A 15,393-nucleotide genomic window follows, 5' to 3' on the forward strand; every position below is an offset into this window, starting at 1 on the left:
CCGCCGAGGGTATGGGACGTCGATTGAATGTGTGGAAATCCCTCCTTTTCGGTTGCGTCGACGGGTGGAATTCCACCCATTAGTTGGATGGGTCGTTATTTTTCATCTTGATGCGATGTTTCTTAATATGCTGATTTATATGTAAATTAAAATTAATAACGCTGTTTTTAATTGATTGGCCTGTTCCTTGCTTTTACTAGTCTGAGTTAATAACTGTGCGTGGGTTCTGCTGTTAGACCCGAAAAAAGCGCCTGAATAATTACAAAACTGGAGAAGCAATATGCGTCTTTTATCTGCTGCCGTTACGGCAATGGCTCTGACTTTTGGTGCAACATCTGTCATGGCTGCACCGATTGAAATTAAATTCTCACACGTCGTCGCTGAAAATACCCCGAAAGGTCAGATGGCCAATAAGTTTGCTGAACTGGTTGCTGAACGCTTAGCCGGTAAGGTTGAAGTTAACGTCTTCCCAAGTTCACAGCTGTTTGGTGACAATAAAGTCCTCGAAGCGATGCTGCTAGGTGATGTGCAGATGGCTGCGCCAGCGCTGTCTAAATTCCAGAAATACACCAAAAGCTTACAGCTGTTCGATCTGCCGTTCCTGTTTAAGGATATGGAAGCTGTTGAACGTTTCCAAAAAGGCCCAGATGGTCAACATATGCTGACATCACTGGAGTCTAAAGGTTTGGTGGGATTGGGTTATCTACACAACGGTATGAAGCAACTGTCTGCCAGTAACCCGATTAAAGTACCGGCGGATGTTGATGGTAAGAAGTTCCGTATCATGACCTCTGATGTGCTGCAGGCGCAGTTTGAAGCGGTGAATGCTGTACCACTGAAGAAGCCATTCTCTGAAGTCTTTACCCTGCTGCAAACACGGGCGATCGATGGTCAGGAAAATACCTGGTCTAACATCTACTCGAAGAAATTCTACGAAGTACAGCCATACATCACCGAAACCAATCATGGTTTGTTAGATTACATGGTAGTGACCTCGGCTGAATTCTGGAATAGCTTAGATGACGATCTGCGTGCTGAATTGAAAGCAGCGTTGGATGAGTCAATTGCCTTTGGTAACAGCATTGCGGCTGAAAAAGCGAATGGTGACAAGCAGGCGATCATCGATTCTAAACGTTCTGAAATCCTTGAAATTACAGCAGAAGAGCGCGCCCAGTGGGTGGCAGCGATGAAGCCTGTATGGGCTGAGTTCTCTGATGATATCGGTGCTGACCTGATCAAAGCCGCTGAAGCGTCTAATCAGTAATCGGCTTAGCTGACCTTTTGTATAGCAGGTCAGACTCTCATGCTACGGCGGGCAATACCTGTCTGCTGTAGCCTTCGATTGATTTAATACTGTTTGTGGGGTTACACAGGAGAGTCACGTCGGCTCGGCAGGTCTTGCTGAATGGCTGCAAGGTTGTCCTGTGACGCACACATACTGCTAAAAAACAGCGGAGCGGTTGCTCATTACTCATGTGTTTTGCTGTTTTAAAGGGGGCCGTTATGGTTCGTAATCTGGTCACGCAACTGGAAGAGGCTTTTCTCTCCTTGCTGCTGGTAGCGATGACGCTGCTGGTATTTGTCGAAGTGGTGATGCGCTTCGGGTTTAATATGGGTATCCATTGGGCTCAGGAACTGACGCTGCTGATGGCGGCTTGGTTTGTGCTCTATGGCGCCTCTTATGGTGTAAAAGTGGGAACACATATCGGGGTCGATGTGTTTGTTAAATTATTACCCACCAAAGCACATCGTTTTTTCACACTGTTAGCGATCGCATTGTGTCTACTTTATTGTGGCCTGTTTCTCTATGGCTCATGGATCTATCTCAGCAAGATGAAGATGATCGGTATCGAGCTGGAAGATATGCCGGTGCCTAAATGGTTGGCGATGAGCATTCTGGTGATCGGTTTTGCGATGCTGATGCTGCGTTTCTTACAGCTGGGGTGGAAGGTGATCACCAAAGAGGCCGATGGCTTTAACTTCAGTGATGAAGCGGAAGATAGTATGGCTATTGCTAAAGAGCTTCAGGAGCTTGAATCGAAGGTTGCGTTGGATAATGCCGATGCGAGTCATAAGGGGGGACGCTCATGACTACTGCGGCGCTATTTATTATCTTGTTTGCCTGTATGTTTATGGGCATGCCGATCGCCATTGCACTTGGTTTGTCGAGTGTGGCCACGATTCTGATGTTCTCCAACGATTCTTTGGCTTCGATTTCGCTGAAGTTGTTTGAAGCGACCTCAGAGCACTACACATTGTTGGCGATTCCGTTCTTTATTCTTTCCTCTGCGTTTCTATCCACGGGGGGCGTGGCTAAACGCCTGATCAACTTTGCGGTTGATAGTGTTGGACATATTCGCGGAGGTTTGGCGATGGCATCGGTACTGGCGTGTATGCTGTTTGCGGCGGTTTCTGGGTCATCTCCCGCGACGGTTGCTGCGATCGGTACCATCGTTATTGCCGGTATGGTGCGTTCGGGATATCCCGAGTCGTTCGCGGCAGGCGTTATCGCCAATGCCGGTACGCTGGGGATTCTGATTCCGCCTTCTATCGTGATGTTGGTGTATGCGGCGGCGACAGAGGTGTCGGCTTCACGGATGTTTATGGCGGGCTTTATTCCAGGGCTGATGATGGGCGGCATCTTGATGATCGCTATCTATATCGCTGCTCGGGTGATGAAGTTACCGGCAGAACCCTTCCCTGGGGTGATGAAGCTCGGTAAATCATTCTTGATCGCCCTCGGTGGGTTGATGTTGATCATCATCGTGCTGGGTTCTATCTATGGCGGTATTGCGAGTCCGACCGAAGCGGCTGCTGTTGCTGCGGTGTATGCCTATTTGGTATCGGTGCTTGGCTATCGTGATATTGGGCCGATGAAAGGTGTTGCGTGGCGTAATAGCGGCGAGTCTATTTTGGCTGCTAGCGTTCGTAATATGTTGCAGATGTTATGGGCGATTCCAAAGTCGGCGCGTCACCCTGAAGTACGCAAGGTGCTGTTGGATGCGTCTAAAGTCTCTCTCATGCTGCTATTCATTATCGCCAATGCGATGCTGTTCGCCCATGTGCTGACAACCGAACGGATTCCACACCATATAGCGGAAATCATCGTTCAATGGGGCTTGCCTGCATGGGGCTTCCTGATTGTGGTAAATATTCTGCTGCTGATTGCGGGTAACTTTATGGAGCCGTCGGCGATTCTGCTGATTATGGCGCCTATTCTGTTTCCTATCGCGATGAAGCTAGGTATCGATCCAATCCATCTGGGTATTATTATGGTGGTGAATATGGAGATCGGTATGCTGACACCGCCTGTGGGGCTGAATCTATTTGTGACTGCGGGTATCACCGGCAAGAATATGATCTGGGTGATTAAAGCCTGCTTGCCATGGTTGTGTCTGCTGTTGATGTTCCTGATGCTGATTACCTATATACCGCAGATATCGTTGTTCCTGCCGGAATATATCGATCACCTGAAGGGTTACTAAGCGATTAAGAGTTGTTCATTCGTTTAACCGAATGAGTAATTATTCAGAGCCGGTGCTTCGTTATGAAGCGCCGGTTTTTTTATATCGTCAGAAAACCTTGAATCTATTATAATCGCCAGCCTGTTTCTAAATTGCTGATGGTATGCTTGTGTTAGGTTATCTTGCTGTTGTATGGGGTATTGTCGGTATTACCTTTATCTTTGGTAATGCCATTGTTCGAATCGGAACGATAGGGTTAGATACCTTTGCATTCTCATTAAACTGGTATCACTGGGCGGCGTTGGTGATCAGTGTTCTCTTTATGGGGTTTGCTGAGGGATATAAAGGTTTTCAGCGGGCCTATTCTCCCCGAGTGGCGGCACGGTTACTCTATCTACGGGATAACGTCACCCCCGTCCGTTTAGTGTTTGCGCCCCTGTTCTGCATGGGATTCTTTGATATTCGCCGCCGGCGTATGATTATTACCTACTGTTTATTGCTAGGTATTTTAACCTTGATACAGTTGGTTCATATGCTGGATCAGCCTTGGCGCGGTATTGTCGATCTAGGTGTAGTCGTAGGCTTAAGCTGGGGTTGTGTGTCGATTGTGTTGTTTGTGATGAAAGCCTTTATGTCTGAGACATTCGAATATTCACCGGAAATGCCAGAACTTAAAAACGCACCCTAAGGTGCGTTTTTTTATTGAACGATGATCGCAGCGTTTTAGCCAAGAAATAGCTTATAGGCTGGGTTCTCGGTCTCTTCCCAATAGCTGTAGCCAATATCATCGAGAAACTCAGTCACCTGCGGATGCTCATCCGCGGGCACCTGCATACCGACTAAGACTCGGCCATAAGCCGCCCCGTGGTTGCGGTAATGGAACATTGAGATGTTCCAGCGGCCACCTAGCTTTTTCAAGAACTTCATCAGTGCCCCAGGACGTTCTGGAAACTCAAACCGGTAGAGAATCTCATTGGTGACCGATGCCGGCGCATGACCACCCACCATATAACGGACATGGAGTTTAGCCATCTCGTTATCGGACAAGTCGATAACCTTATAGGCTTCCGACTTTAACTCACCGAGGAGCTCGGCGCGGGCATCATTGCCGGCCTGCAGCTGTACACCCACAAAGATTTGGGCATCGTCATCATTAGCATAACGGTAGTTGAATTCGGTGATATTGCGTTTGCCCAATGCGGCGCAGAACTCTTTGAAGCTACCCGGCTTTTCAGGAATTTTAACCGCGATAATCGCTTCTCGGTTTTCACCTAACTCTGAGCGCTCGGCGATATGGCGTAAACGGTCAAAGTTGACGTTAGCACCACTGTCGATAGCGATCAGGGTTTGGTCTTTGGCGGATTCCCGAGCCACATATTTTTTCAAACCGGCAACAGCCAGTGCGCCGGCGGGTTCGGTGATGGAGCGAGTATCTTCAAAGATATCTTTGATAGCCGCACAGATCTCGTCGGTATTTACGGTGATCACTTCATCGACATACTGTTTACATAGGTCGAAGGTGTTTTCGCCGATCTGAGCCACGGCAACGCCGTCTGCAAAGATGCCTACTTGAGGCAGAATAACCCGTTCGCCAGCTTCGAGTGCGGCTTTAAGGCAGGCGGAATCTTCAGACTCGACGCCGATGACCTTCGTTTCTGGGCGTAGGTATTTGATATATACCGCAATACCGGCAATCAGGCCGCCGCCACCGACGGGGACGAATACCGCATCGATTGGGCCGCTCTCTTGACGCAGCAGTTCCATGGCGATGGTGCCCTGACCGGCAATCACATCCACATCATCATAAGGGTGAACATAGGTAAGACCCTGTTCTTCAACCAGTTTGAATGAGTGTTTTGACGCTTCGTCAAAGGTTTCACCGTGCAGGATGACCTTGCCGCCCCGCGCTTTGACACTGTTAACCTTGATGTCAGGGGTGGTTTTGGGCATGACGATGGTGGCTTTCACGCCGAGGATTTTAGCCGACATGGCCAGTCCTTGGGCATGGTTACCGGCTGAGGCGGCAATCACGCCGCGCTGACGTTCTTCTTCCGTCAGCTGGGACATCTTGTTGTAAGCGCCTCGCAGTTTGAAGGAAAAGACCGGTTGTAGATCTTCTCGTTTTAGCAGTACTCGATTGCCGAGTCGTTTGCTGAGGCTCGTCGCCTCATCGAGTGGTGTTTCGATAGCCGCATCATAGACGCGTGCATCAAGAATTTTCTTTATATATCGGTGTGCCATGGGATGCTTTCAATGTGTTGTTGCGGTCCGACAAGGGCGGCAGTGTGAATAAAGCATTAAATGGTAATCCTTGAGGCTGTTTTCGTCTATAAGATATCGCTTAATCTGCGTATAATAACTGCCAGTTATCGACATTTATGCGGGGTTTCACACAATATGACACAGGATGAGATGAAGCTAGCAGTTGCCCAAGCGGCGGTTGCTTATATCCAGCCAAAATTGAGTCGTGACTCTATCGTTGGGGTTGGCACCGGTTCTACGGCTAATTTCTTTATCGATGAGCTGGCCAAAATTAAGCATCTGTTTGAAGCGGCGGTCGCGAGTTCTGAAGCTACCGCTGAACGTCTGCGGGGCCATGGTATCGACGTTTATGATATGAACTCCGTTGATCAGATGGCGGTGTATGTTGATGGTGCGGATGAGTTTGATGGTCGCCTGAATCTGATCAAAGGGGGCGGCGGTGCGCTGACCCGGGAAAAAATCGTCGCGGATGTGGCAAAGGAATTTGTCTGTATCGTCGATGAAAGCAAAAAGGTCGATCTGTTAGGGGCCTTCCCGCTGCCGATTGAAGTGATTCCCATGGCGCGTTCTCAGGTGGCTCGTCGCTTGGTACAACTCGATTGTATGCCGGTTTATCGGGATGGCTTTGTGACTGATAATGGCAATATCATCCTCGATCTACACGGCCTTGAGATTGAACAACCTGCGGAACTCGAAGCGGAGATTAATAATATCGTTGGCGTAGTGACCAATGGGCTCTTTGCCCGGCGGGGTGCCGATGTGGTGTTGATGGGGACCACCGATGGTGTGGTAACGATTACACACTAATCCTCGAACAATAAAAAAGGCCTTCAGATGAAGGCCTTTTTTATATCTAACCGAAACGGCTTATGGTGCTGTTACAACACACTTACCCAGCCAATAATGGCTGGCATGCAGGTCCACGCCAAAGCGCAAATGTTGATCACAAACCATATAGAACTTGAGCTGTCACGGAAGTTTTCGTCATGTTCTGCCATGATTATTCACCCGTTGTTATTGATAAAGCTGTTATGAACCGTACTGCTGTGCGTCTTAAGACATCTTATCTAAACGATTCGGGCCGTTATATTACCAGCAAGGTTTCTGACAGGGTAGTGAAATTTAATTTGGTCTATTAAGTTGTTTGTGTCTAGGGCTAAAGGATGTCGCTTCAACCCGAGATAAGCTGCTAATATCATACGAGTAAACCTCGACAAGTAGATGGGCCGGTTATGAGTGTAAAAGGTTTTATACGTGGCAGTGTGATTGCTGTCCTTGTGGTTTTTTTGTTGTTACACACTGCGGTTCAGGTGGGTAGAGATTTCGCCATTCAATGGCTGTTGGATCAGGGAGCCAGTGAAGCGCGGATTCATCGTTTATCGATTAACTGGTTTACCGGTGGGGTGACGCTGTCCGGTGTTGAGGTGATGACGCCAGAACAGCCCGCGATACGGCTTGACCGGTTGCAGGTTGATATCGATTATCCCTCGTTATTTGAACAACGTATTTTGATCAGCGATCTAACCCTTGACGGGGTGGCGCTGTATCTTCATGAGCAGACGGAAGCAGAACCGCGGCAGTTTTACCTTGGCCCTGTAGCGTTACCGAGCGCTGCTGAGGATGCGGTTGAAGAGGTTGAGAGCGAACCCTCTGCTTGGCAGTTTGGCTTGGCTCGGGTGAGGGTGTCCGACTTCAGTTGGCGCTCAGAGCTGCAAGAGGGTGACCACCGATTACGCATCGATCAGGCGGCCTTAGATACCTTTTATACCTGGCAGGAGGATGCGATTACGCATCTATCGATTCAGGGAGCGATTAATGATGCTGGATTTGACCTGAATACCGAGGGGCAGCCGCTGCCGAAGACCAAACGGTCTGAGTTGCATCTGAAGCTCGAACGATTGCCGCTACACCCTTTTACCGCGCCCTTTGTGCCTGAATTACAAGCGACCCTATCAACCGACCTGAAGTTAACCATCGTGGCGGGTGAGCAGATTAGTATTATCCAGAGCGGTGATATTCAGCTGGATGATTTCGCCTGGGAGCAGGAAGGCTTAGCCGTCAGTCAGCGTTCACTTACATGGAAGGGCGATACCGCGTTCACGATGAATGCAGGGCAACCGGAATCGGTTGGGGTTGATGGTGTGCTGAATCTGTCGACCTTAGGGCTGGAGACTGACGGAGTAAAAGTGAATTTGGCAGCGGCGGATTGGCAGGGCAAGACGGATCTTTCCTTCGCCGCGAGTAGTCTCGATAAGCTCGGTGTGGCGGGGCAATTGACGCTATCAGCATTAGGCCTGACGGCGGAGGGTATGCAAGTCGACCTGGGTGAGGCAGGCTGGAAAGGCAACACCGACCTGAGTTTTGCCGCTACGGGTCTTGAGAATCTTGATGTGACCGGTAATCTAACGATGGCGGCGCTGGATCTGGCTGGCGATGGCATGAATGTGCAGCTGAGTGATGCTGGTTGGCAGGGTAGTAGTGCGGTGAGTTTCAATACAGCAGGCGCCGACCGGGTCAATCTAGATGGACAACTCACGGCGGCTAAACTGCGCTATCAGGTGCCAAAGCAACTTCAAGCTCAGGTGAATGCGATCGATTGGCAGGGTGCTTTATCGCTGTTATTGCAACAACAGCCATTGGCCATTCGGGGAGATAAGGGGCAATTAGCACTGAGTGGCGTCGATGTAAAAGCATTGCAAGGTGATCAGATGTTAGTGAGTCTGGCGCAGGCTCAACTCACCGATATTGGTCTGTCGTTGCCGGAAAAATTAACGCTAGGCAAGTTGAACACCTCGGGCTTGAGTGTCTCGCCACAGGCGGATGATACCTTGGCGCAACTTAACTTGAATGTCAGCGGTGTGGACTTCGCCCTAGGCAAACAACTGACTATTGCGCAGGTTGAGTTACAGAACCTTAAGGTGCGAGAGCAGTTGAGTGCGCAGAAGCAGCCCGTGAATGTCACCCGGCTGCAGACGGGCCTGAGTCGCCTCACCCCTGCGGCTGAGAGTAATGGCGCTGCTGATACGTCGTCCTCCGATGAGGCTGGGTTGCGTGTACAGGTGAAAAAGCTGCTGGTCAGCGGTGCGAGTCAGGTGAACTTTACGGATAACAGCACGACACCGCCGTTTGTTTCTGAAATCTTAATCGCTAAGGCGCAACTGCTCGGGTTAGATACTGGCAGCCGGACACCGGCGCAGTTTGAACTAGGTTTGAAATTTAATAATTTCACCACCTTTGATCTGAGCGGCGATACCGATATGGCGGGCGGTGGTGCAAACGCCAACTGGGAAGGGGCACTAAAGCAGTTGGATCTGCCGCGTTTAAGCCCTTACAGCATCGGATATACGGGCTACTATTTACAAAATGGCCAGATGGCACTGAACAGTTCCGGCCAGTTGGATGATGGCAAGATTACCGGTAAAAACGAGATTAAGATTCATCGGTTGGATGTGGAGCCTGCTGATAAACAGCAGATGGCTAAATTTAGTAAACAGCTCTCGATGCCGCTAGGTACGGCTATCTCGGTTTTGCAGGATGGTGACGACAATATCGATCTGGATATTCCTATTAGTGGCTCGCTCGATGACCCGGACTTTGGTTTGCAAAGCGTTGTTACACGGTTGGCGGGTAAGGGGCTCAAGAAAGCCGCCTTCAGTATTCTGCTTAAGTCGTTACAGCCTTATGGCACGTTAATCAGTCTAGCGGCGGGTGCGGTGAGCGAAGGTAACTTTATTAATCTAGACCCCGTGGTCTTCGCTCCCGGTGGTGCTGAGTTAGATGACTATGCGCAGGGTTATCTGACCAAGATTGAGGGGATGATGACGGAGCGTAAAGGGATGCGTTTGAATATTTGTGGCCAAGCGGTGCAGCAAGATTTAACGCTGATTCGCGCAGCATTGGAAGAGCAGAATAGTGAGCGGAAAAAACCATTTACAGCCGAAGAGCTGCTAGCACTGGAGCAACAACAGTTGGTTGATCTAGCACAGCGGCGGGCTGACTTAATTAAACAGCAGTTAACCACGAAGATAGCGGGAGAGCGTATCTTTAGCTGCTTCCCCGTCCCCTCATTGGATGACCCTAAAGCGAAACCTTCGGCGACCCTAGGTTTGTAGGGTCGCGCTTAAAGGCGGCTGGCTTAGAAGCCCCAAATCAGTGCCGTTGTAGCTGGCTGAAACCACTTTTACGGTGACTGATCAGGGTGCTGAGGGTAAACAGTGCGGTGCCTGCGAGTGGCAGTAAGATCCAGATGCTGGGGTGTAGAATGACGGGTAACTCCAGTAGCCGAGAACTGATCAGCCCCGTCACTATCTCGGTGAGTAGCGCGGCCATCATGCCGCTAGCAAAGCCGAGCAGGGCAAACTCTAAGATATCCAATTGCCGAGTCTGTGCGGGGGTGCTGCCAAGCACCTGTAGCAAGGCATTTTCATGACGGCGTTGCTCCAGCTCTTGATAGACCAGTAATTGCACCAACACTAAGCCGGCACTGAGGGTTAGTCCAAGAATCAGGGTCGATGCTTGAATCAAGCGGTCGATCAGCGTGCTGGCCTGTTCAATCCATTGGCTGACATCGATCAGCGTGAGGGACGGGAATTGCCGTAGCAGCTCACGGCTGAGCCCTGCATGTTCTTCACCTAAGCGGAAGCTGGTGATATAGGTCTGTGGATAGTTTTGTAACACGCCAGGGCTGAATATCATGTAGAAGTTGGGCCGGAACGAACGCCACTCTACTTTGCGGATACTGCTAATCGTGGCGCTAAAGGCTTGTCCTGCGACTTCAAAACCGATTTTATCCCCTAAGGTTAAACCTAAATTTGTGGCGAGTTCTTGCTCGATGGAGATCAAACTCTCTTGGCTGTCTTCGGCCCACCAATCCCCCGCTAGTAGTTCATTATGTGCCGGTGCCGTGGCGGACCAGCTCAGGTTGAGTTCTCTTTTTAGCGCGTTATTTTGCATCTGCTGTGGACTCAAGACCGCCTCGGGTGGTTGATCATTGATCAGGGTGATGCGCCCCCGAATCATAGGGTACAGCGTGGTATCGATGCCCGCCTCGGTAAGAAATTGACTAAGGGGTTGCAGCTCCCAGGGTTGGATGTTGATCACAAACTGGTTCGGCGTATTAACCGGTAGTTGCGCCCGCCAGCGATTAACCAGTTCCGTTTGGCTGAGTAGCAGGCTGCTGAATAGGGTGAGTAGCAGGCACATAATCCCCAATTGTATACGATGCCATTGGCGCTGCTGTCGCAACCGGTAACTGAGTAAGCGCCCGAGTCGAAAACGGCGGGCGAGTAGTCGCCCTAGTGGCGGTAGCATCAGGCTGGCGCAGAGGCCCGCCACCAGAATCGTCGCCACCGTGAGCAGGATCGCAGCAAGTGCATTAATGATGGAGCCCAGATAGAGGGCGATCACAACGCCAGATAACGCCAGAATAATCAGACGAATGGGCCAGCTAAGCCCTTGGTGGCTGAGTTGATCCCGGCGTAACAGACCCATGACCGGAATTCGACTGATACCCATGAGCGGCGCAAACCCGATCAGGATGAGTAGTGTCAGGCTGAGTAATGGGCCAATCACTAGCAGCCGGTAGTCGGGTGCGGGGAGGCCGGATGGCAGAATCGTTTGCAGGAGCGAACCGGTTAGTTGCAGTGCTAAGCCGCTGGCGAGTATCCCCAGGAGCGCGGCACTCGCCCAGCCGAGCATTAGCTTGAAGAGGTATAGGCGCAGCACATGTTGGGGTCTTAACCCAAGGCATTGCAGTAGGGCGCTGCGACGATATTGCGCATGGCTGTAACGTCGCAGACTCAAGGTGATCAGTAGACCGCACAGCAGTAAACCGAAGAGTGAGGTCATGCGTAAAAAACCGGATGCATTTTGCAGTGCACCGGCCGCCAATGGCTGATCCGCATAGACCGACCAAAGCCGTTGCTGCGGGGTCAGATCGCTATTCAGCTGGGTATAGAAATCGCGCACCGGTGCTTCGGCGCCGCTAAATAGGGTGCGATAGCCGATGCGGCTGCCGGGCTGGATCACCCGCGTGGCGGCAAGGTCTTGATGGTTGATCAGCAGTTGCGGGCTGAAACTGCGAAAGCCCGTGCCACGATCCGGCGAACTGAGCACTGCTGCAGTGATGGTGAATGTTGCATAACCGAGATCGACGGTCGCGCCTACCTGTACACCTAGACGCTCTAAAAGGGATTGCTCGGCCCAGGCGGTGCCTGGTGCGGGGATCGGCGTTGATTGAGGTGGATCGGTGATGATCTCGCCACGCAGAGGGTATGGGGCATCGACGGCTCTGATGGAGCTCAGTAGCATCTGCTCATCGGTGCTGACCATGGAGGAAAACTGCACCACGTCGGTATATTGCAGACCACGTTGCGCGGCTTCTTTACGCAGCGCTTCGGCGATCGGCTGGCTGTCACTGAGGCTCAGATCTGCGCCCAGCATCGCTGCACTTTGGTGGCTAAGCCCTTTTTCTAACTGATTACCGAGTAGGGTGAGAAAACCCGATAGGGCAGTGGCGAGAAATAGGGCCAAGAGTAACGCCCGCCATTCAAAGGTGCGTAGATCGGAGCGGGTTTGTTTTAGGGCTAAGCGAACCAGTTGTTGTGATCTCATCTTACTGCTCCTGCAGCGTACCGTTATGCAGGTAAAGCCGTCGTTGACAGCGCTGCGCTAGAGAGGCGTCGTGAGTGATCAAGATGAGTGTGGTATTCAGTTGGCGATTTAATTCAAATAGTTGCTCAATGATTTCCGTGCCGGTTTTTTCATCGAGGTTGCCGGTGGGTTCATCGGCAAATAGTAGGCTTGGCTCGGTAGCAAATGCACGGGCGATCGCGACCCGCTGTTGTTCTCCACCGGATAAGCGGGCGGGGGTATGCTGGTGGCGATGACTCAGCCCAACACGGTCGAGCCAGTAGCCCGCCTGTTGTGCTGGGTTGGGATGGCCCTGTATCTCTAGGGCTAGCTGTACATTGTCGAGGGCGCTGAGTTCCGGTAACAGTTGAAAGGACTGAAATACAAAGCTGATATGATTGGCGCGTAGTTCCGCACGGGAAGCCTCATCGAGTCCGGTCAGTGGTTGGCCGAGTAACTCAATGGTGCCTTCGCTAGGCTCATCAAGCCCGGCTAAAATGCTCAGTAGGGTCGATTTTCCGGCACCGGATGGGCCTATGATGGCAACACTTTCGCCCGCATCGGCGCGGATGTTGATATGATTGAAAATATTCAGTCCACCACGTTCATCTGGAAACGTTTTAGCAAGATCGGTGGCAATCAAAACGGAACGGGGTTCAGGAGTCAACATGGCATCTCTATTTGGAATCGGCTTATTACTTTTGTCTAGCTTAGCATGGAGTAGTTCAATTTTAGTGATGGGTGACAGTCTTTCTGCGGCCTATGGTATTCCTGTTAAACAGGGCTGGGTCACACTGCTGGAGGAGCGTTTAGCGCAGACTCACCCAGACTATAGCCTGGTGAATGCCAGTATTAGTGGCGAGACCACCCACGGAGGTCTTACGCGTCTGCCGGCCGCGTTGGATCAGTATAAGCCAACATTGGTGGTACTGGAGTTGGGCGCTAATGACGGACTGCAGGGTGCGCCGTTGAAGGTGATTGAAAACAACCTGAACCAGTTGGTCAATCAGGTACAAGCGACGGGGGCGTCGGTGTTGTTAATGGAGATGCGTATTCCACCGAATTATGGGCCCCGTTATAGCGATGGCTTTACCGCGCTGTTTAGCCGAGTCGCGGCGCAACATGATATTCCGTTGGTGCCATTTTTTATGGCGTCGGTGGCGTTGCAGCCCGAGTTGATGCAGGCGGATGGTCTACACCCTAAAGCAGCGGCTCAACCGGCTCTGCTGGATCAGGTGTGGCCGGTGCTAGAGGGTCTGCTTCAGGCTCCATCTTCAGCGGAATAATGGCAATAATCCTTGTGCCCTGGTCATGGTTTTTACTGATCTGAAAGTAACCATCTAATGCTCTAACTCGCTCGCGCATACCGATCAGACCGAAGCCCTTTTTAAAGGCTTCGGCTTTGATATCAAAACCACAGCCATCATCGCTGATCATCAACTCTAAGCGATCACCACTGATATTCTTTCGTTGGCCCTCGCTGGTGCGGCGGATATCTAGCCAGACATTACGTGCCTGATGGGCGTATTTAATAATGTTGCTAAAGGCCTCCTGAGTCAGCCGGAACAGGGTGATATTGTAATCTTCTGACATCTCGTTTAATGGGCCACTAAAGTCTGCATGCAGGGTGATGCCGTGCTCGGTAAAACGGTTGGAGATGATGCACTCCTGAATGGCATCAACTAGACCTAAATCATCCAGTGCGGAGGGGCGCAGCGAGCGCATCATACCGTAGGTGACGTCATAGATATTCTGGGCGATCGCATCAATGGAATCTGCAGTTTGATTCACGAGGCTGCTTTCTTCCGGGTGGGTGCGTTTTAGTATCTTGGCATCGGTACGAATCGCTGTCAGCGACTGGCCTAACTCGTCGTGTAGTTCGCGGGCGAGATTGCGACGTTCCCGTTCCTGAACAGCCAGTACCTGATGGGTGAGCCGTCGATTTTCGGTCAGCTGTTCGTTCAGTTCTACGGTGCGTTTATGGATGCGATTTTCCAGCTGTTGACGCTCATGCTCCAATGTTTCATAGACCGAGGAGTGCTCTATGGCGGATTGCACTTTCTGGCGTAGATAGGCGGTTAGCATAAAATAGAATGCGAGCGAGGTGGATATCAGTATGAGTAGCATCCCGAGGTTAATATCCTTCGGCCCGATTTGATGCACGAGGCTTAGCTTAAATGACTGCCCAAAGCGGTTAACGGTGCGCTGCTCTTTCAGCACCGGAAGCCATGAGAATGTTTTTTTATCGGTGGAAACATACTGCTCAATAATATCACCTTGATCGTTCATCAGGCTGATACTGGCATGCTCAGAGAGAAAACTGGTGGTTGGCAGCATGCCCTGCGTATTGATAATCAAGGAAGCGATATAGAGGTGTTCGGGGGTTTGTTCGGTATCACGCTCAAAAAAGGCTAAAAACAGCCCATAGCCGCTTTTGTTATGGTCCAGCGGGAAGGGTGGAGATGTCACTGGCTGATGATATTGACGGGCGAAACGGATCGTTTCAGCAAAAAGCGGCTCCGCTAGTAGATCTTTATTGAGCAGATAACGGGTATCCGAATTTAGGGGTTCGACAAAGGTCACGGGGAAGCGGACATTATAGTCAGTATTGGTTGGGTCTATGTTGTAGTTGGTGGATGCACCGTAGCTGATACTTAAAGGGGGGAGTTGGTGTTGAATCTGCAGTCTTTCGATGTGTGGATATCGTTTGCGCATCTCATTGGCAAAACGGCGAATCACCGCATCGTTTTCAGGGTCAGCGGAGACTAATACGGTGAAGTTCTGTAACAGAACCTCATTGATATAGGTTTTTTCATAGATAGATGAATAGACAAAATGGGCATCATTGCTGAGTTTTTTTTGCAGTCGATCATAATCAGAGGCGAGGCTAATACTCAACATGAGTAAGGTCAGCAAGAACCAAATCGTGGTGGTAAGCGGGAAATAGCTTTTTTGCATAGTGGCGTGGTTCCGTGACCATATGATGAAATCCGTATCATCCGCTAAGTGTAGTCTATTTCTCTGGATGCTAAAACTG

At 50.7% G+C, this 15,393-nt stretch carries 11 protein-coding genes; 7 read left to right on the forward strand and 4 right to left on the reverse strand.

The features are described from left to right. The first annotated feature begins 280 nt into the window (after positions 1-280). From EH243_RS17270 to EH243_RS17285, 4 genes are all read left to right on the forward strand, one after another. Positions 281-1,264, forward strand: coding sequence for a TRAP transporter substrate-binding protein (locus EH243_RS17270; protein WP_126159904.1), 984 nt, complete (start codon positions 281-283; stop codon positions 1,262-1,264). Between the two features lie 239 nt (positions 1,265-1,503). Further along, on the forward strand, positions 1,504-2,091 hold the full coding sequence (locus EH243_RS17275; RefSeq protein WP_126159905.1) for a TRAP transporter small permease: 588 nt from the start codon (positions 1,504-1,506) through the stop codon (positions 2,089-2,091). Further along, entirely contained in the window at positions 2,088-3,485 is a 1,398-nt protein-coding gene (locus tag EH243_RS17280) for a TRAP transporter large permease (RefSeq protein WP_126159906.1), read from the forward strand. The genes EH243_RS17275 and EH243_RS17280 overlap by 4 nt, the downstream gene beginning before the upstream one ends. Before the next feature lie 142 nt (positions 3,486-3,627). Then, positions 3,628-4,152: a hypothetical protein gene (locus EH243_RS17285; RefSeq protein ID WP_126159907.1), complete on the forward strand. Its 525-nt coding sequence runs from the start codon at positions 3,628-3,630 to the stop codon at positions 4,150-4,152. Between the two features lie 35 nt (positions 4,153-4,187). Here the strand turns inward: EH243_RS17285 and ilvA are convergent, their stop codons facing one another. After that, a complete protein-coding gene (gene ilvA / locus EH243_RS17290; protein WP_126159908.1) occupies positions 4,188-5,705 on the reverse strand; it encodes a threonine ammonia-lyase, biosynthetic in 1,518 nt (505 codons plus the stop codon). Between the two features lie 156 nt (positions 5,706-5,861). Here ilvA and rpiA point away from each other — a divergent pair, with 156 nt between their 5' ends. Together rpiA and EH243_RS17300 are read left to right on the forward strand one after the other, a co-directional pair. Next, the gene (rpiA, locus tag EH243_RS17295) at positions 5,862-6,533 is read left to right on the forward strand and encodes a ribose-5-phosphate isomerase RpiA (RefSeq protein WP_126159909.1); all 672 of its coding nucleotides are present in this window, start codon (positions 5,862-5,864) and stop codon (positions 6,531-6,533) included. 425 nt (positions 6,534-6,958) lie between these two features. Continuing rightward, complete coding sequence (locus EH243_RS17300) at positions 6,959-9,838, forward strand: DUF748 domain-containing protein (protein WP_126159910.1); 2,880 nt, start codon at positions 6,959-6,961, stop codon at positions 9,836-9,838. A gap of 37 nt (positions 9,839-9,875) precedes the next feature. On the opposite strand, the gene EH243_RS17305 is transcribed toward EH243_RS17300, so the two are convergent. Continuing rightward, on the reverse strand, positions 9,876-12,338 hold the full coding sequence (locus EH243_RS17305) for an ABC transporter permease (protein ID WP_126159911.1): 2,463 nt from the start codon (positions 12,336-12,338) through the stop codon (positions 9,876-9,878). A gap of 1 nt (position 12,339) precedes the next feature. Continuing rightward, positions 12,340-13,026: an ABC transporter ATP-binding protein gene (locus EH243_RS17310; protein ID WP_126159912.1), complete on the reverse strand. Its 687-nt coding sequence runs from the start codon at positions 13,024-13,026 to the stop codon at positions 12,340-12,342. On the opposite strand from EH243_RS17310, the gene EH243_RS17315 reads away from it, so the two are divergent. Continuing rightward, entirely contained in the window at positions 13,025-13,642 is a 618-nt protein-coding gene (locus tag EH243_RS17315; RefSeq protein ID WP_126159913.1) for an arylesterase, read from the forward strand. The two genes, EH243_RS17310 and EH243_RS17315, sit on opposite strands and share 2 nt — an antisense overlap. Here the strand turns inward: EH243_RS17315 and EH243_RS17320 are convergent. Next, positions 13,557-15,314: a histidine kinase gene (locus tag EH243_RS17320; protein ID WP_126159914.1), complete on the reverse strand. Its 1,758-nt coding sequence runs from the start codon at positions 15,312-15,314 to the stop codon at positions 13,557-13,559. The genes EH243_RS17315 and EH243_RS17320 overlap by 86 nt on opposite strands. Between the last annotated feature and the right edge of the window lie 79 nt (positions 15,315-15,393).

Origin of the sequence: Amphritea opalescens (assembly GCF_003957515.1) — a bacterium.
In the GTDB taxonomy this organism is placed as follows: domain Bacteria; phylum Pseudomonadota; class Gammaproteobacteria; order Pseudomonadales; family Balneatricaceae; genus Amphritea; species Amphritea opalescens.